The sequence below is a fragment of the Bradyrhizobium monzae genome, assembly GCF_021458635.1.
GTDB lineage: Bacteria > Pseudomonadota > Alphaproteobacteria > Rhizobiales > Xanthobacteraceae > Bradyrhizobium.
The window spans coordinates 477,351-494,161 of record NZ_JAIRDQ010000006.1; the positions used below are offsets into that span (position 1 = coordinate 477,351).

16 protein-coding genes and 1 pseudogene are annotated in these 16,811 nt (G+C 64.6%); 10 read left to right on the forward strand and 7 right to left on the reverse strand.

Annotated elements, in window-relative coordinates; genetic code table 11:
- The first annotated feature begins 91 nt into the window (after positions 1-91).
- The 8 genes from K3F49_RS24100 (at position 92) to K3F49_RS24135 (ending at position 6,490) form a co-directional block, all read left to right on the forward strand.
- On the forward strand, positions 92-754 hold the full coding sequence (locus K3F49_RS24100; protein WP_234683422.1) for an amino acid ABC transporter permease: 663 nt from the start codon (positions 92-94) through the stop codon (positions 752-754).
- Positions 751-1,557, forward strand: a complete 807-nt coding sequence (locus K3F49_RS24105; protein ID WP_234683423.1) for an amino acid ABC transporter ATP-binding protein — start codon at positions 751-753, stop codon at positions 1,555-1,557. The genes K3F49_RS24100 and K3F49_RS24105 overlap by 4 nt, the downstream gene beginning before the upstream one ends.
- Positions 1,557-2,312: an SDR family NAD(P)-dependent oxidoreductase gene (locus K3F49_RS24110; RefSeq protein WP_346657344.1), complete on the forward strand. Its 756-nt coding sequence runs from the start codon at positions 1,557-1,559 to the stop codon at positions 2,310-2,312. Before K3F49_RS24105 ends, K3F49_RS24110 begins: the two co-directional genes overlap by 1 nt.
- Complete coding sequence (locus K3F49_RS24115) at positions 2,309-3,436, forward strand: muconate cycloisomerase family protein (protein WP_234683425.1); 1,128 nt, start codon at positions 2,309-2,311, stop codon at positions 3,434-3,436. The genes K3F49_RS24110 and K3F49_RS24115 overlap by 4 nt, the downstream gene beginning before the upstream one ends.
- Before the next feature lie 147 nt (positions 3,437-3,583).
- A complete protein-coding gene (locus tag K3F49_RS24120) occupies positions 3,584-4,003 on the forward strand; it encodes an HIT domain-containing protein (protein ID WP_092226841.1) in 420 nt (139 codons plus the stop codon).
- 11 nt (positions 4,004-4,014) lie between these two features.
- Positions 4,015-4,953, forward strand: a complete 939-nt coding sequence (nudC, locus tag K3F49_RS24125) for an NAD(+) diphosphatase (RefSeq protein WP_234683426.1) — start codon at positions 4,015-4,017, stop codon at positions 4,951-4,953.
- A gap of 6 nt (positions 4,954-4,959) precedes the next feature.
- The gene (locus tag K3F49_RS24130; RefSeq protein ID WP_234683427.1) at positions 4,960-5,883 is read left to right on the forward strand and encodes a PfkB family carbohydrate kinase; all 924 of its coding nucleotides are present in this window, start codon (positions 4,960-4,962) and stop codon (positions 5,881-5,883) included.
- A gap of 97 nt (positions 5,884-5,980) precedes the next feature.
- Positions 5,981-6,490: an Lrp/AsnC family transcriptional regulator gene (locus K3F49_RS24135; protein ID WP_234683428.1), complete on the forward strand. Its 510-nt coding sequence runs from the start codon at positions 5,981-5,983 to the stop codon at positions 6,488-6,490.
- A gap of 178 nt (positions 6,491-6,668) precedes the next feature.
- Here the strand turns inward: K3F49_RS24135 and K3F49_RS24140 are convergent, their stop codons facing one another.
- The 6 genes and pseudogenes from K3F49_RS24140 to K3F49_RS24165 all read right to left on the reverse strand — a co-directional run bounded on the left by K3F49_RS24140 (position 6,669) and on the right by K3F49_RS24165 (position 13,582).
- Positions 6,669-8,168: a phosphomannomutase/phosphoglucomutase gene (locus tag K3F49_RS24140; protein ID WP_234683429.1), complete on the reverse strand. Its 1,500-nt coding sequence runs from the start codon at positions 8,166-8,168 to the stop codon at positions 6,669-6,671.
- A gap of 166 nt (positions 8,169-8,334) precedes the next feature.
- Positions 8,335-8,663 (reverse strand): annotated as a pseudogene (locus tag K3F49_RS24145) (HepT-like ribonuclease domain-containing protein).
- Positions 8,653-8,949, reverse strand: a complete 297-nt coding sequence (locus K3F49_RS24150) for a nucleotidyltransferase family protein (RefSeq protein WP_234683430.1) — start codon at positions 8,947-8,949, stop codon at positions 8,653-8,655. Before K3F49_RS24150 ends, K3F49_RS24145 begins: the two are co-directional and overlap by 11 nt.
- 55 nt (positions 8,950-9,004) lie before the next feature.
- Positions 9,005-9,517: a TIGR02281 family clan AA aspartic protease gene (locus tag K3F49_RS24155; RefSeq protein WP_234683431.1), complete on the reverse strand. Its 513-nt coding sequence runs from the start codon at positions 9,515-9,517 to the stop codon at positions 9,005-9,007.
- A gap of 128 nt (positions 9,518-9,645) precedes the next feature.
- Positions 9,646-12,120 carry an ATP-dependent helicase HrpB gene (gene hrpB / locus K3F49_RS24160; protein ID WP_234683432.1) on the reverse strand — a complete coding sequence of 825 codons (2,475 nt, stop codon included), beginning with the start codon at positions 12,118-12,120 and terminating at the stop codon, positions 9,646-9,648.
- 145 nt (positions 12,121-12,265) lie between these two features.
- Positions 12,266-13,582 (reverse strand): UDP-glucose dehydrogenase family protein, encoded by a 1,317-nt coding sequence (locus K3F49_RS24165; protein ID WP_234683433.1) that lies wholly within the window; start codon positions 13,580-13,582, stop codon positions 12,266-12,268.
- A 195-nt stretch (positions 13,583-13,777) separates the two neighbouring features.
- On the opposite strand from K3F49_RS24165, the gene K3F49_RS24170 reads away from it, so the two are divergent.
- A complete protein-coding gene (locus tag K3F49_RS24170; protein ID WP_234683434.1) occupies positions 13,778-14,845 on the forward strand; it encodes an acyltransferase family protein in 1,068 nt (355 codons plus the stop codon).
- Positions 14,846-14,850: 5 nt separating this feature from the next.
- Here K3F49_RS24170 and K3F49_RS24175 read toward each other — a convergent pair whose 3' ends face one another.
- Positions 14,851-15,822 carry a quinone oxidoreductase family protein gene (locus K3F49_RS24175; protein ID WP_234683435.1) on the reverse strand — a complete coding sequence of 324 codons (972 nt, stop codon included), beginning with the start codon at positions 15,820-15,822 and terminating at the stop codon, positions 14,851-14,853.
- Positions 15,823-15,919: 97 nt separating this feature from the next.
- Here K3F49_RS24175 and K3F49_RS24180 point away from each other — a divergent pair, with 97 nt between their 5' ends.
- Entirely contained in the window at positions 15,920-16,762 is an 843-nt protein-coding gene (locus K3F49_RS24180; RefSeq protein WP_234683436.1) for a LysR family transcriptional regulator, read from the forward strand.
- Positions 16,763-16,811 lie beyond the last annotated feature (49 nt).

Genomic DNA, 16,811 nt, shown 5'->3' on the forward strand with positions numbered 1-16,811 from the left:
TTACCCGCGGCACCAAGAACGTGGATGCCCGGGACAAGCCCGGGCATGACGACGAGTTTCTGAACTGACCTCGGGTACGAGTTAAACACGCATGTATCAGTGGGACTTCGGCATCCTCTGGAGCTATCGCTGGCTCTTTCTCAACGGGCTCGGCGTCACCGTCGGCTTCACCGTGGTGATCGTGCTGCTTGGCCTCGTGTTCGGCCTGTTCGGTGCCTTCGGCAGCCTGTCGCGGTTCAGGGCCGTGCGCTTCACCGCGCTGACCTTCATCGAGGCGTTCCGCTGCACGCCGATCCTGGTGCAGCTGATCTGGTTCTATTACGCGCTGCCGATCCTCGCAGGGGTCGAAATGACGCCGATCACGGCCTCTGCGCTGGCACTGTCGCTCTATGGCGGTTCGTTCTATTCGGAGATCATCCGCGGCGGCATCATCTCGATCGACAAGGGCCAGTCGGAAGCGGGCGCCGCACTCGGCATGACGCCGGGACAAAGCATGCGGCGTATCGTGCTGCCGCAGGCGATCAAGCGCATGATCCCGGCGCTGATGAACCAGTCGATCATCCAGTTCAAGAACACCTCGCTGGTTTCGGTGCTCGCGGTGCCCGATCTGGTCTATCAAAGCCAGGTCGCCGCACATGACAGCTACCGGCCGCTGGAAACCTACACCGCCGTCGCGGTCGCCTATGCGGCGATCCTGATCCCGCTCACCATCATCGTCCGCCGCGGCGAGAAGCGACTGGCGGTCAGCGAATGAGCGAAACGTCCAAGACCACTTCGAAAATCGAGATCCGTGGCCTGCGCAAGAGTTTTGGCAGCAACGAGGTCCTGAAGAACATCGGCCTCGATGTTGCCAAGGGCGGCGTGGTGGCACTGATCGGGCCGTCCGGCTCGGGCAAGTCGACCCTGCTCCGCTGCATCAATCTGCTGGTCGCACCCGATGGCGGCAGCGTCCGGGTCGGCGATACACGGTTCCAGTTCGGCGACGGCGCAAAGCTGCCCGACGTGAAGACACTCGCGAGATTCCGCGCCACCACCGGCATGGTGTTCCAGCACTTCAACCTGTTCCCGCATATGACGGCGCTACAGAACGTGATGGAAGGACCGGTCACGGTGCGTCGCATGGCCAAGGCCGACGCCGAAAGGCTTGCGCGGGCCCAACTCGCCAAGGTGGGCCTTGCGGAGAAGGCCCAACAATATCCGGCGACGCTCTCCGGCGGCCAGAAACAGCGCGTCGCGATTGCACGCGCGCTCGCGATGGAGCCGGATGTCATGTTGTTCGACGAGGCAACGTCGGCGCTCGATCCCGAGCTTGTCGGCGAGGTCCTGAGCGTGATCCAGCAGCTAGCCTCCGAGGGCATGACCATGGTGATCGTGACCCATGAAATCGCGTTCGCGCGCGAGGTCGCAGACCGCCTGATCTTCATGCGCGACGGAATCGTGGTCGAGGAAGGCCCCGCGCGGCAGGTGATCGACAATCCAAGGGAAGCCGCCACGCGCGCCTTCCTCAGCCATTTCCACCGCACCGGCGCCCTGCCGCCGGCCAACGCGACATCATGATGCCCGATATCGACCGCGTCTATCTCGTCACCGGTGCCGCCAGCGGCATCGGTCGCGCCACCGCCAAATTGCTCGCGGCGCCAGGCGTCGCGCTTCTGATGCACACGCGCTCGAACGCCGAAGGGCTCGACACCACTGCGGCGGACGTGCAAGCGAAGGGCGCTGTGGTCGCAAAATGTCTCGGCGATCTCGCCGAGGAAGCAGCCGTCACCGACGCACTCTCCGCCACGCAACGCGCCTTCGGCCGGCTGGACGGACTGATCCTGGTCGGCGGCCACGCCCGCCGCGGCAGCGCGATCGGCACGCCGGCGGACCAGTTTCGCCAGGCGATGGATGAATCGGCACTGGCCTTCACGCGGATGGTCGAGGCGGCGCTTCCACTGCTGCGTGCGGGGCAAGATCCACGGATCGTCGCGGTGTCGTCCTTCGTGGCGCATGCGATCCGGCCCGAATTCTCGCCGTTCGCAGCAACGGCGGCGAGCCGCTCCGCGCTGGAAGCGCTGGTGCGGCTGAGCGCGATCGAGCTTGCGAAAGACGGCATCAATGTCAACGCGGTCGCGCCGGGCCTCATCGTCAAGGACAAGCCGAGCGAGAGCCGGCTGTCGCCGGAGCAGATCTCCGCGACCGAGGCGCTGATCCCGATGCACCGCCGCGGGCGGCCGGAAGAGGTCGCCGAGATCATCGCCTTCCTGGCGTCACCAAGAGCGTCCTACGTCACAGGCCAGATCTGGCACGTCAATGGAGGCCTGACATGACCGAAGCCACCATCGAACGTCTCCGCCTGTTCCTGATCGAAAGCCCGATCAAGATGGCGCGCCTGCAGGGCGTCGGCAACGTCAAGGGTACGGTGAAGCGCGTGCTGATCGAGCTCACCTCGAGCGACGGTGTCATCGGCTGGGGCGAGGCGGCGCCATGGGAGGTGTTCACGGGAACGGCTGAAGCGGCGTTCGCAGCACTCGACATTTACTTGAGGCCAATCCTGCTCGGCAAATCCGTGCGCCGCATCCGCGCGCTGATGGCCGAGCTCGACCGCGCGCTGGTCGGCCATGCAGAAGCAAAAGTCGCGGTCGAGATGGCATTGCTCGATATCGTCGGCAAATCGTCGGGTCTATCGGTTGCCGACCTGCTCGGCGGCCGCGTGCGCGACACGATCCCGCTGTCGTTCTCGATTGCCGATCCGGATTTCGCCGCCGATCTCGAACGCATGCGAAAAATGGTTCCGGACGGCAACGTCATCTACAAAGTCAAGACCGGCGTCAAACCGCATCGCGAGGACCTCGATCATCTCTCGGCGATCCGCAAGGAGTTCGGCGACAAGGTCGATTTGCGTGTCGACTACAACCAGGCCTTGGCGCCGTTCGGCGCCATCAAGATCCTGCGCGATGTCGAGGAGTTCGCGCCGACCTTCATCGAGCAGCCGGTGCCGCGCAAATTTCTCGACGTGATGGCGCAGCTCGCCGCGGCGCTGGAAACGCCCGTTCTGGCCGACGAAAGCTGCTTCGACCGCCGCGACATGATGGAGGTCGTGCGCCGCGAGGCGGCCGACGCGATCTCGATCAAGCTGATGAAGGCCGGCGGCCTGTTCGAGGCGCAGGCGATCATGGCGATCGCCGATATCGCCGGCCTGCCCGGCTATGGCGGCACGCTGTGGGAGGGCGGCATTGGCCTTGCCGCCGGCACGCAGCTGATCGCGGCGACGCCGGGCATCTCGCTCGGCTGCGAATTCTACATGCCGCATCACGTGCTGACCGAGGACGTGCTGGAAGAGCGCGTTGCCAATCGCGGAGGTCACGTTGTCGTGCCCGACGGCCCCGGCCTCGGCATTCGCGTGAGTGAGGCCTCGGTTCGCGCGAATGCGCGGGTGCTGGCGGAGGCGTAAGCCCGTCATTCCGGGTTCGCGCTTTGCGCGCCCCGGGACGACAGCGGAGCATGCCGCCCCCGCGGGCCCGATCCTTCCCCTCGGGGAATCGGTATCGTATGGTTCGGCCAAACGCGCCCGACTCCATCGGGCATTCTGGAAACGCATATGTCCGATCCCGCCTGGTCGCTGCACTCCCGCCTGAAAGAGGACACCATCGACATCGGCGATCTGCCGCTGTCGAAAGTGCTCGTCATCAAGGACGCGCATTATCCCTGGCTGCTGCTGGTGCCGCGGCGCGCCGATGCGGTCGAGATCATCGACCTCGACGAGGTCCAGCAGGCGCAGCTGATGACCGAGATCTCCCGCGTCTCGCGCGCGCTGAAGGAAATCACCAAATGCGACAAGCTCAATGTCGCAGCGCTCGGCAATCTCGTGCCGCAACTTCACGTTCACATCATCGCGCGCCGCACCAGCGACGCCGCCTGGCCGCGGCCGGTCTGGGGCGTGATGCCGCCCCTGGCGCATGACGCCACTGAAGTACAGAATTTCATCAGCGCACTTCGCCGAAAAATCTGGTTGGGTTGAAAGAACAAGAAATGTCAGCATTCGACTCGTTTCCGCTGGGGCAACCGGCCTTCGTCACCAACATCCTCGATCGCGCCGCGCATCTGCGCCGCGATGACGAAAAGCTGTTCGCGATGGAGCAAAAGCCGTCCTCGCGCGCCTATATCGTCTATCGCGACTCGCTGCTGGTGAAGCGCGACGGCGACAAGACGCGCGCGCTGCTCGGAATCGACGAGGCACTGAAATGCGGCGCCAATCCCGGCACGATCTTTCTGGGCTTGCGCGATGGCGCCGCGATCTTCGGCATGGGCCTGGCGCAGGCTGCCGCCGAGAAAATGATTGGCCGCGAGGACTACACCGTCACCGAGCTGCGCGGCATGGCGATGCAGGGCGCGATCCCGCCCGACGAGCTGTCGGCGGTCGCGATGGCGAAGTCGATGGTCGGCTGGCATCAGCGCCACGGCTATTGCGCCAATTGCGGCGCCCGCAGTGCGATGAAGGAAGGCGGCTGGAAGCGCGAATGCCCTGCTTGCAAGGCCGAACATTTCCCGCGCACCGACCCGGTCGTGATCATGCACGTCTCCTCCGGAGACAAATGCCTGCTCGGCCGTCAGAAGCAGTTTCCGCCGGGCATGTATTCCTGCCTCGCCGGCTTCGTCGAGGCCGCCGAGACCATCGAGGACGCGGTACGCCGCGAGATACTCGAAGAATCAGGTATCCGCTGCGCCGACGTGCAATACTACATGACCCAGCCCTGGCCCTATCCGTCATCCCTGATGATCGGTTGCAGCGCGCGGGCCTTGAACGAAGATGTCGTCGTCGATCATTCAGAACTCGAGGATGCACGCTGGTTCACGCGTGAGGAGGCTGCCCTGATGCTGAAGCGCACGCATCCCGACGGCCTCGCCGGCCCGCATCCCTTCGCCATTGCGCATCACCTGCTCGGCCGCTGGGTGCACAACAAGAGCTGACCGCCGATGGCTGCATCAAGGATCGCGCCGCGCATCCTCTGCATCGGAATTCCCGTGCGCGACCTCACCTTTCGGGTCGAGGCCGTGCCCGCGCGTGGCACCAAGGCGAACGCGACGCATTTTGCGGAAATTTGCGGCGGCAACGCGCTCAACGCTGCGATCGCGATTGCGCGGCTGGGCAGCCGCGCGTCGTTCGCGGGCCCCATGGGCGATGCCGGTGAAACATCGAGCCGCTTCATTCTCGATCTGATGGCCACCGAGGGCATCGAGTCCAAAGCAATCGTGCGCATGCCGGGCCTGATGACGCCGGTCTCGGCGATCATGATCGAGCCCTCCGGCGAGCGGACGCTGACGATCTATCGCGATCCCGCGCTGTGGACCGTGAAACTATCGGATGCAGACGAGCTCCTCGCCGATTGTCGGGCTGTCCTCGTCGAAAGCCGCTGCGGCGCCTTCTGCATTGACCTCTGCACCGAGGCACGGCGGCGTGGGATTGCCGTCATCGTCGGCGTCGATCGCGCGATGGCGCTGACCGACCCGCTGCTCACGGCCGCCTCGCATCTCTTGTTCTCAAGCGATCAGGTGCAGGAGACCGCCGATATCGCCGACGACGGCGAGGCGCTGAAGCGGCTCGCCAAGCTCACGCCAGCCTTCCTCGCCGCTACCCGCGGCCCGCAAGGCACGATCTGGCTGAACGAGACGGGCGTGCTCGAGGAGACGCTGGCCTTTCCGGTCGAGGCGGTGGATACGCTTGGTGCCGGAGACGCCTTCCAGGCCGCCTTCACGCTCCGCCTCGCCGAGGGCGGCGAGATACGGGAGGCGCTGCGATTCGCCGCGGCTGCCGCAGCACTGAAATGCACCCGCCATGGCGGCGGCCTCGCTGCCCCGCAACGCATTGAAGTTGAAGAGCTTTTGCGGACTCAGATGTAGAGCCATTCTGCGGCGGCGCCAAGATTATGGGGTTGCGAGGGAAGATTTTTCTCTATATGAGGGAAACAAACCCTCATATTGGAACAAAGTTCTTCAAATGACCGAACTCGCTGTCCAGCTCCCCGAGACCAGCCGCCGCCTCGACACCATCGACCGCAAGATCCTGATGGTGCTGCAGGACGATGCCTCCCTGTCCGTTGCCGAAATCGGCGACCGCGTCGGCCTGTCCTCGACCCCCTGCTGGAAGCGCATCCAGCGCCTGGAGGCCGACGGCGTGATCCTGAAGCGGGTGGCGCTGGTCGATCAGAACAAGATCGGGCTCGGCATCTCCGTGTTCGTGTCGGTGGAGAGTTCGGATCATTCCGACGCCTGGCTCAAGAAGTTCGCTGAAGCGGTCAGCGCCATGCCCGAGGTGATGGAATTCTACCGCATGGCCGGCGACGTCGATTACATGCTTCGCGTGGTGGTCGCGGACATGCAGGCCTATGACATCTTCTACAAGAAGCTGATCAGTGCCGTACCGCTGAAGAACGTCACCTCGCGTTTCGCGATGGAGAAGATCAAATCGGTCACGGCACTGCCGATCCCGGCCGTGGTCGCGGCCTGAGTCGCACCGCACGGAAGCTGTATCGCCCGGCTTCATGCGCAATTGCGCATCAGGACCGGGCAATCCAGTACGCCGCGGCTTCTCCGTATCCCACCAACGTCTCTGGAATACTGGATCACCCGCTTTCGCGGGTGATGACAGCGGTGGATACGGCAAGCGAAGGCTCGCCGGCTCCTGTTCAGATCTTCTGATTATACTCGCCGACCTCGGGGTGCGTACGCAGCACGCTGTTCACCATCTCGAACATGTCGTGCATGCGCTGCTCGGAGACCGGGCTTTCGACCACGACCACGAGCTCGGGCTTGTTGGAGGAGGCGCGCACCAGGCCCCAGCTGCCGTCTTCGACCGTGACGCGCACGCCGTTGACGGTGACGAGATCGCGGATCGACTGGCCGCCGATCTTGGCACCCTTGGCCTGCAAACCTTCGAAGTGCTTCACCACCTGGTCGATGACACCGTACTTCACCTCGTCGGCGCAATGCGGCGACATGGTCGGCGACGACCACGTCTTCGGCAGCGCGTTCTTCAAATCGGCCATCGACTTGCCGGACGCTCGGTCGAGCATGTCGCAGATCGCAAGCGCCGAGACGAGACCGTCATCATAGCCGCGTCCATACGGCTTGTTGAAGAAGAAGTGGCCGGACTTCTCGAAGCCCGCGAGCGCACCCGTCTCGTTGGTGCGGCGCTTCATGTAGGAATGACCGGTCTTCCAGTAAGCAGTCTTGGCGCCCTGCGCCTGCAGGACGGGATCGGTGATGAACAGGCCGGTCGACTTCACGTCGACGATGAACCGCGCGTCCTTGTGGATCGCCGACATGTCGCGCGCCAGCATCACGCCGACCTTGTCGGCAAAGATCTCCTCGCCGGTGTTGTCGACGACGCCGCAGCGGTCGCCGTCACCGTCGAAGCCGAGGCCGACATCAGCCTTGTGATGCAGCACCGCATCGCGGATGGCGTGCAGCATCTCCATGTCTTCCGGATTCGGATTGTATTTCGGGAAGGTGTGGTCGAGCTCGGTGTCGAGCGGAATCACCTCGCAGCCGATGGCTTCCAGCACCTGCGGCGCGAACGCGCCGGCCGTGCCATTGCCGCAGGCCGCAACGACCTTGAGCTTGCGCTTGAGCTTCGGCCGGCTGGTGAGGTCGGCGATGTAGCGCGCCGGATAGTTTTCGTGGAACTGGTAGGAGCCGCCGGCTTTGTTCTTGAAATCGGCGTTGAGCACGATCTCCTTCAGCCGCGTCATCTCATCGGGGCCGAAGGTCAGCGGGCGGTTGGCGCCCATCTTCACGCCGGTCCAGCCGTTGTCGTTGTGCGAGGCCGTGACCATGGCGACGCAAGGCACGTCGAGATCGAACTGCGCGAAATAGGCCATCGGTGTCACCGCAAGGCCGATGTCGTGCACCTTGCAGCCCGCCGCCATCAGGCCGGATATCAGCGCATATTTGATCGAGGCCGAATAGCCGCGGAAGTCATGGCCCGTGACGATCTCCTGCTTGACGCCGAGTTCCGCGATCAGCGCGCCCAGCCCCATGCCGAGCGCCTGCACGCCCATGAGGTTGATTTCCTTCTGGAACAACCAGCGCGCGTCGTATTCGCGAAAGCCGGTGGGCTTGACCATCGGCTCGGATTCGAAGGCGTAGGTGTTGGGCAAAAGCACGGATTTCGGCTTGGGAAACATTGAGACGGTCTCGTGAAATGGGCAGGAATTGCTGCAGCCTTAGCGAATGCCGGGCCGCAACGGAAGCCGGGAACGAAGGCCTATGGCCGATAATTGCGGCAGTTTGGTAACGGAAAATGATGCGCCGGAAGAGACCGGTATTCTGACCAGGTCGGCTATGGGCGCGCTATCTCATCTTCGACCGCGCCCTGAGAGGTTGCAGGGCCTGTTGAACGGTCTCCCACAGAAGATGGGCTGCAACGTCCTCATAATTGTGGCGATAAACATTGCCCGCCGCAGCCATCTGCCTCCATGCGATTGCGGGTGCCTCGCCTTCAGTTCCTCTGGAAGGCGGCGAGACGCTTCTGAAATTATCTCCAGGCATCGCGTCACCGGATAGACCGACCGCAGATCCGCCGCGAATGCCTCGCGATCGAGACCTCCGGCGAACTCAGTCGCCAAATCGATGTGATGCAGGATGTCTCGCAGAGTCCCGTCGGTGCGATCAGAAGGCATAGACAGCGTCGGCCGTCGCGGCGGGAGCGACGTATGATTTCAGGCCGTCGCGACTGACGACTTCAACCTGCCCATCAAAAAGGTTCGCGATATACTCTTTGAGCTCGACGTAGTCGAAGACCGTGATCCGCGCATCCGGATCGATCTCGACCATGATGTCGACATCGCTGCCGGAGTGATTTTCGCCCCTCGCCACCGAGCCAAACAACGCAGCATGCAAAACACCCCGCTCGCGAAGAGCAGGCTCAGACTTTCGCAGGATCGCTATCGCATCAGGGCTGTTCATGGGCAGAATATAGCACCCCGTTTACCCCACGGGAGACCCCCAAGGCGGGGCGAACTTACTGCTCAAGCACCATCTGGCCGTTGGCGTACTCAAAGCGCTTCAGGCGGGACAGGAAGGAGAGGCCGAGCAGGTTCTCGGACAATGCCTCATCCGGCAGCACCATGGCATCGACGTCACGCACGATGAGGCCGCCGACATCCAGCATGGCGATGCGGGTGCGCGCGGCCTTGATGGTGCCGTTGGCGGTGGTGACGGTGGCGTTGTAGTCGTTGCGCGAGGGACGCAGGCCGAAGCGGGCGGCCGAGGTCTCGTTCAGCGCCACCACGGAGGCGCCGGTGTCGACCATGAAGCCGATGCGCTGGCCGTCGATACGGCCGTCGGTCTGGAAGTGGCCACGGCCATCGCGGGGAATGTTGAGGCTGCGGCCGCCGACCGGCGCCGTGGTCGCAACCGCGACCGTCGTCTGCGGCGCTGACCTAGCGGACGCGGAGCTCATCTTGTCCGCCATCTGCGCCATGAACGTGCCGAGGCCGATCATGACGGCCGCGATGATCATAATGTTACGCATCACATCACTTCCGGGCCGAAAGCCCGATTTCATCACGCGGCACGCCGGTCCGCGAGCGCCGCCACGGCAGAGCCGGTGTCATTTTGACGAAAAGGATGAGCGTACGGTTAATGGCCGGGCGTGATTTCTCAGGTGCCGCGCGGTTTGACCCGCCGGGTCGGCAGCGCGCTTGCCGGATCTTCGGGCCAGGGATGCCGGGGATAGCGGCCGCGCATGTCGGAACGTACCGCGGCGTAACTGCCGCGCCAAAAACCGGGGAGATCGCGCGTCACCTGGACCGGGCGCTGCGCCGGCGATAGCAATTCCAGCACCAACGGCACCTTGCCGGCGGCAATCGACGGATGGGTGTTGAGGCCGAACAGTTCCTGGAGGCGCACGGCGATGGTCGGCCCCTGCTCGGCCTCGTAGTCGATCGCGAGCACGCTTCCCGTGGGCGCCTCGAAATGCGTCGGCGCCTCACGGTCGAGCCGCGCGCGCATCTCCCACGGCAATAGCGCCATCAGCGCGTCGGAAAGATCGCCGGCGGAGATGTCCTTCAGCGCGATTTTGTCGTAGAGCGCCGGCACCAGCCAATCGGCGCGCCGCGCGCTCAACCCGTCGTCGGAGAGATCGGGCCAGCGATCGCCCTCGGCCTTGCGCAGGAACATGACGCGGTCGCGCCATTGCTTGGCGGCCTTCGACCAGGGCAGCCGGTCAAGGCCGGCAGCGATCAGCCCGTCGGCAAAAATGCGCGCGGTGTCTTCCGAGGGCGACACGGCAAGCGTGGCCTCCGACAGCGTGATCGCATGCAGCACCCGCTTGCGCCGCGCGCGCAGCGCCATCGCGCCGCGGTCGAAGGAGATCTCGTCGGCCGTGTCGATATGCTCGGCGAAATGCCGCTCGATGTCGTCTTCGGCGATTTGCGCGGCGAGCAGGATGCGGCCGCTCGCGGCCGTTCCCGTCATCTCGCCGATCGCGATATAGGGCGCGCGGGCGAGCGACGAGGTCTGCTCCACCGCGGCCCCGCGGCCATTGGCAAGCACGAAGCTGCCATTGCCGCGGTTGCGCGCGACGCGATCCGGGAAGGCATAGGCGAGCATCAGGCCGGTGGAGAGATCCTCCTGCGGGCCTGCCTTCTCGGACGCCGCGACCTGCGAGGCCCAGCGTCGCGCGAGATCGCGCGCGCTCGCCGCCCGCGGCGAACGGTCGCGGCGGAATTGGTCGCGACGATGCTCGAGATCGGCTCCGTCACCGCCTAGCCCACGCTCGGTGAGGATGGCCGCGATCTCGGCCGCTTCTTCGCCCGCTCCGGCGCGATGCGAATCCACGATCATGCGCGCCAGCCGTGGCGGCAGCGCCAGCGCGCGCAGGCTTTTGCCTTCGGCTGTGATACGGCCGTCGCCGTCGAGCGCATTGAGCTCGGAGAGCAGGCTTTTTGCTTCCTTCCACGCCGGCTGCGGCGGGGGATCGAGGAACGACAACGCAGCAGGATCCGCGACGCCCCATTGCGCGAGATCGAGCACCAGCGAGGAAAGATCGGCGCTCAAGATTTCCGGCTGGGTGTAAGGCGCGAGCGACGCCGTCTGCGGCTCGTCCCAGAGCCGGTAGCATACGCCGGGTTCGGTACGGCCGGCGCGGCCGCGGCGCTGGTCGACTGCGGCACGCGCGGCGCGCACGGTCTCGAGCCGGGTCAGGCCGATGTCGGGCTCATAGCGCGGCACGCGGGCAAGACCGGAATCGACGACGATGCGCACGCCTTCGATCGTGAGCGAGGTCTCGGCGATCGAGGTCGCGAGCACCACCTTGCGCGTCCCTTTGGGCGCGGGCGCGATGGCGCGGTCCTGCACGGCGGCATCGAGCGCGCCGAACAACGGCACGATTTCGATGCTGGCATCCTGCACGCGCTCCGCCAGAAAATTCTGGGTGCGGCGAATTTCGGCGGCACCCGGCAGAAAGGCGAGCACCGAGCCGCTATCGGCACGTAGGGCCGACGCGATCGCGTCCGCCATCTGTCGCTCGATCGGCGCATCCGCCTTGCGGCCGAGATAGCGGGTCTCGACCGGAAAGGCGCGGCCCTCGCTCTCGACGACAGGCGCCTCGCCAAGCAGCTTTGCGACACGCGCGCCATCGAGCGTGGCCGACATCACCAGGATACGCAGATCCTCTCGCAGGCCCTGCTGCGCATCGCGCGCCAGCGCCAGACCCATGTCGGCATCGAGCGAGCGTTCGTGGAATTCGTCGAACAGGATGGCGGCCACGCCCGAGAGCTCGGGATCGTCGAGGATCTGGCGCGTGAAAATGCCTTCGGTCACGACCTCGATGCGTGTGGCCCGCGAGATCTTCGAGCCGAAGCGGACACGATAGCCGACCGTTTCGCCGGCGCGCTCGCCGAGCGACTTGGCCATGCGATCGGCGCTGGCGCGGGCCGCAATGCGCCGCGGCTCCAGCACGATGATCTTCTTGCCCTTGGCCCAGGGCGCATCGAGCAGCGCCAGCGGCACCCGCGTGGTCTTGCCGGCGCCCGGAGGGGCGACCAGCACGGCCGCGTTGTGCGCCTCCAGCGTGCGCGAGAGGTCATCGAGCACGGCATCGATCGGGAGGGGCGTGTCGAAGTTGCGGGGCAAGTATCTATCCGTTCGTCATGCCCAGGCTAAAGCGCGGAGCGCGTCTTCGCACAAAAGTCCCGGGCATCCACGTTCTGTCTGGCAGTGAACAAGACGTGGATGGCCGGGACAAGCCCGGCCATGATGGAATTATTCGCGGTAATCGTCAGCCCTGAACTGGCGGGCGGCCGACGCTCTCATAGGTGAAGCCGGCCGCAGCCATGTCTTCGGGGTTGAAGATATTGCGGAGATCGACGACGACAGGCTGCGTCATGACGCTCTTCAGCCGATCGAGATCGAGACCACGGAATTGCACCCATTCGGTGACGACGACCAGCGCGTCGGCGCCCTCAGCGCAGGAATAGGCGTCCTCGCTATAGGTGATGCTGGGCAGCTCGCCCTTGGCCTGCTCCATGCCGACCGGATCGAACGCCTTCACCTTGGCGCCCATGTCGAGGAGGCCGGTGACCAGCGGAATTGATGGCGCATCGCGCATGTCGTCCGTATCAGGTTTAAAGGTGAGACCAAGCACGGCGATGGTCTTGCCGCGCAGCGAGCCGCCGAGTGCCTGGCTTACTTTTCGCGCCATCGCGCGCTTGCGATTCTCGTTGACCGCCAGCACGGATTCGACGATGCGCAAGCTCACGTCGTAGTCCTGCGCGATCTTGATCAGCGCCTTGGTGTCCTTCGGGAAGCAGGAGCCGCCGAAGCCCGGACCGGCGTGCAGGAATTTTGTGCCGATGCGGTTGTCCAGGCCAATGCCGCGCGCGACCTCCTGGACGTTGGCGCCGACCTTTTCGGAGAGATCCGCGATCTCGTTGATGAAGGTGATCTTGGTCGCGAGGAACGCGTTGGCGGCGTATTTGATCATCTCGGCGGTGCGACGTTCCGTGAACATCAGCGGCGCCTGGTTCAGCGAAAGCGGGCGATAGATGTCGCCCATCACCTTGCGGCCGCGCTCGTCGGACGTGCCGACGACGACGCGATCGGGGAATTTGAAGTCGCGGATCGCCGCGCCCTCGCGCAGGAACTCGGGATTGGAGGCGACGACGACGTCGGCCTTGGGATTGGCCTCGCGAATGATGCGCTCGACCTCGTCACCGGTGCCGACCGGAACGGTCGACTTGGTCACCACGACGGTGAATCCGGAGAGCGACTGCGCGATCTCTTTCGCGGCAGCGTAGACGTAGGAGAGATCGGCATGGCCGTCGCCGCGACGCGACGGCGTACCGACCGCGATGAACACGGCGTCGGCATCCGCGACCGGCTTCGACAGGTCGGTGGTGAAGCTCAGGCGCTTGGCCTTCACATTGGTCGCGACCAGCTCGTCGAGGCCCGGCTCGTAGATCGGAATCTCGCCGCGGTGAAGCGCCGCGATCTTCTTCTCGTCCTTGTCGACACAAATGACGTCGTGACCGAAATCCGCAAAGCAGGCTCCGGACACCAGTCCCACGTACCCCGTGCCGATCATCGCGATGCGCATGAAAATCCCTGCTTTGGCTTGGTTAACGAAACCCCAACTCCGGGGCGGTTTAGCATTTTCCCGTCGGGAAGGAAGTGCCTGCATTTCCGAAACCGGCACGCGATTTGTACCAGTAAAGAAGTCGTAAACCACAAGGCCCCACACTGCCCCACGCTCACACAGAGCCCGGCGGAACTCGCGTCAATCAGGGACACCATGACACCATCAGGCACAATCGCCGCGAGCGAAGGCACCAGGGGCCTGGCGGCCGCGCGTGTCGATTGGGTCGACTATGCCAAGGGCATCTGCATCATCATGGTCGTGATGATGCATTCGGTGCTGGGCGTCGAGCTTGCCGCCGGCGAGACCGGTTTCATGCATGTGCTGGTGGCCTTCGCAAAGCCATTCCGGATGCCGGACTTCTTCCTGATTTCGGGCCTGTTCCTGCCATTGGTGATCGATCGGGACTGGCGAACCTATCTCGACCGCAAGGTGGTGCATTTCGCTTATTTTTATGTCGTCTGGGTGACAATCCAGTTCGCTTTCAAGGCGCCTGCTTTCGCGGCCGAAACCAGCTGGCGCGGCGCGGGCCTGCTCTATCTCGAATCCTTCATCGAGCCGTTCGGCACGCTCTGGTTCATCTACCTGCTGCCGATCTTCTTCGTCGTCACAAAACTGACACGACGAATCCCCGCACCCGCGATCTGGATCGTGGCGGCCGCGCTGGAGACGGCACGCATCGCAACCGGCTGGACGGCGATCGACGAATTCTGTGCGCGCTTCGTGTACTTCTATTCCGGCTATCTGTTCGCGCCTTACGTGTTCGCACTGTCCGATCGTGCGCGAAACCATCCCGCGCTGGCGCTCGCGGCGCTCGCGAGCTGGGCGTTGATCAATACCGGCCTCGTTGCGTTCGGCGCCAGCGAATGGAAGATCTTGTCGCTCGCGCTCGGCTTCGCCGGTGCATGCGCGATCATCACGATCGGTACGCTGCTTGCGCGCATGCACTGGTGCAACTTCCTGCGCTTCTGCGGCGAGCATTCGATCGTGATCTATCTCGCCTTCTTCCTGCCGATGGCCGCGACGCGCACCCTGCTCCTGCGCAGCGGAATCATCGCCGACATCGGCACGGTGTCGCTGATCGTCACCATCGTCGGCGTGCTGGGATCACTGGCGATCTGGCGGGGCGCGCTGCGGCTGCGCGCCGACTTCCTGTTCGAGCGGCCCGACGCGTTCTGGATCGCGCCGAAGAAGGCCGGGCCAATTTTGCAGGCGGCGGAATAGACAGCTCAGGGCCGCAGATACAAAGCCCCCGTCGTGCGCCCCGCTTCGAGATCTGCCTGCGCCTGCGCTGCTTCCCGCAAACTATAGGCTGTCCCGCTCGTCTGCAGGACGCCGGCGGTCATCGCGGCAAGCACACGCTCGGCAGAACGGCTGTAAGCATCGGCATCGTTCATGTGGGCCATGACGCTCGGCCGCGCCAACATCAGGCTGCGCCGCGGCCCGAGATCGTTGACATCGACGGACGGGATCGGCCCGGCCGACTGGCCAATGCTCGCCACGACGCCGAATGGCCGCACGCAGCCAAGTGTCTTCTGCAACGTCTCTGCGCCGACGCCGTCATAGGCGACATCGACGCCGCGTCCCTCAGTGAGATCGGCGATCGCTGCGGCGAAATCGGCGTCCCGCCCGACGATCACGTGAGACGCACCGGCAGCGCGGGCGATTTCGGCTTTCACCGGCGAACCGACCGTCCCGATCACGGCCGCCCCGGCCGCGCTGGCCCAACGTGTCAGAAGCTGTCCGAGCCCTCCTGCGGCGCTATGGACGAGAACCGTCGTCCCACGGCCAACCGGGAAAACACGATTGAGCAGCATGTCGGCCGTAATACCCTTGACGAACGTCGCGGCGACCGCCTCATCCGGCAGGCTGGCCGGAAGTTTGACACAGCGCCAGGCCGGCAAGTTGCGTTCGGACGCATAGGCGCCGACCGGCGCGCCCGCATAGGCGATGCGGTCCCCGACCTCGACGCCAGTCACCTCTGCGCCGAGCGCCGCAACGACGCCCACCGCCTCGATGCCAGGAATCCGCTCCGGCGGAAGCGGGTAAAGGCCCATGCGGTGATAGATGTCGATGGAGTTGACGCCGATCGCCGTCTGCCGCAGCCGGATTTCGCCCCGGCCTGGCGGCTGCAGATCGACGCGCGCCAGTTCGAGCTGCTCTACGCCACCGGGCGCCTTCAATCTCACGATCACGGTCATATCGAATCCTCCTGTCGACGACGGAAGAAACTATGGATTGGACCGGAAATCTGCGAAACTGCTCAATATCGAGATCCTGCTGTGAGATTTTGCACATATGGACTGGTCCGATCTGCAGCATTTCCTGGCGCTCGCACGCGAGGGCACCCTGTCCGCCGCGGCACGGAGCCTCAACGTCGACCATGTGACCGTGGCCCGCCGCGTCGCCGCCCTGGAGGAATCCATGTCGCTCAAGCTCGTGGACCGCAGGCCACGCAGCTATGAGCTCACGGAAGACGGCAAGCGCATTGCCAAGATCGGCGCCCCGATGGCGGAGACGGCGTTTGCAGTGGAACGCGCCGCGCAGGCCTCGAAATCCGAGCTCGGCGGCGAGATCACGATCAGCGCTCCACCTTCGCTCGCCAACCTCCTGATCGCGCCAAAGCTGATCCGATTGCGACAACAGCATCCCGGCATCACGATCAAGCTGATCGGTGAAAAGCGCACGGCCTCGCTCAATCGCCGTGAGGCCGATCTGGCGCTTCGCTTGTCTCGTCCGACAGAGCCGGGCCTGATCGCTCGCAAGATCGGCTATTTCGAGTTCGGCCTCTACGCCTCGCCCGACTATTTAAACGCGACGGCCCCGCATGCCTTTGCCTTCGTCGCCTACGATTCCAGCATGGATGAAGCTCCCCAGCAGCGATGGCTGATGCGCTTCGCCGGCACGCGCGAGATCGTGCTTCGCACCAACGACCTGGAGAACCAGGCCGCAGCGGCCAGGACTGGAATTGGGCTGGCCGCCTTGCCAAAATTCCTCGGCGAGGCCGACCCGCGGCTGGAACGCCATGATGTCGGCGGGCGGCCCGTCGGACGCGAGGTTTGGCTGGTTCTCCATCGCGACCTGCGCCGCACACCCGCCGTGCGCGCGGTGGCAAGCTTCATCGAAGGCTGCCTGTCCTGATGCCATCATTTGCCTGTGCGAGTCGGCAAAATAGCGATCCGTCGAGGCT

Bases quoted from the DNA above. Each gene is read 5' to 3' on its own strand.
- K3F49_RS24170 (WP_234683434.1), top strand. From the start codon at position 13,778: ATGACACCATCAGGCACAATCGCCGCGAGCGAAGGCACCAGGGGCCTG.
- K3F49_RS24135 (WP_234683428.1), top strand. From the start codon at position 5,981: ATGACCGAACTCGCTGTCCAGCTCCCCGAGACCAGCCGCCGCCTCGAC.
- K3F49_RS24180 (WP_234683436.1), top strand. From the start codon at position 15,920: ATGGACTGGTCCGATCTGCAGCATTTCCTGGCGCTCGCACGCGAGGGC.
- K3F49_RS24140 (WP_234683429.1), bottom strand. From the start codon at position 8,168: ATGTTTCCCAAGCCGAAATCCGTGCTTTTGCCCAACACCTACGCCTTC.
- K3F49_RS24130 (WP_234683427.1), top strand. From the start codon at position 4,960: ATGGCTGCATCAAGGATCGCGCCGCGCATCCTCTGCATCGGAATTCCC.
- K3F49_RS24105 (WP_234683423.1), top strand. From the start codon at position 751: ATGAGCGAAACGTCCAAGACCACTTCGAAAATCGAGATCCGTGGCCTG.
- K3F49_RS24165 (WP_234683433.1), bottom strand. From the start codon at position 13,582: ATGCGCATCGCGATGATCGGCACGGGGTACGTGGGACTGGTGTCCGGA.
- K3F49_RS24115 (WP_234683425.1), top strand. From the start codon at position 2,309: ATGACCGAAGCCACCATCGAACGTCTCCGCCTGTTCCTGATCGAAAGC.
- K3F49_RS24120 (WP_092226841.1), top strand. From the start codon at position 3,584: ATGTCCGATCCCGCCTGGTCGCTGCACTCCCGCCTGAAAGAGGACACC.
- K3F49_RS24110 (WP_346657344.1), top strand. From the start codon at position 1,557: ATGCCCGATATCGACCGCGTCTATCTCGTCACCGGTGCCGCCAGCGGC.
- K3F49_RS24100 (WP_234683422.1), top strand. From the start codon at position 92: ATGTATCAGTGGGACTTCGGCATCCTCTGGAGCTATCGCTGGCTCTTT.
- K3F49_RS24155 (WP_234683431.1), bottom strand. From the start codon at position 9,517: ATGCGTAACATTATGATCATCGCGGCCGTCATGATCGGCCTCGGCACG.
- K3F49_RS24175 (WP_234683435.1), bottom strand. From the start codon at position 15,822: ATGACCGTGATCGTGAGATTGAAGGCGCCCGGTGGCGTAGAGCAGCTC.
- nudC (WP_234683426.1), top strand. From the start codon at position 4,015: ATGTCAGCATTCGACTCGTTTCCGCTGGGGCAACCGGCCTTCGTCACC.
- K3F49_RS24150 (WP_234683430.1), bottom strand. From the start codon at position 8,949: ATGAACAGCCCTGATGCGATAGCGATCCTGCGAAAGTCTGAGCCTGCT.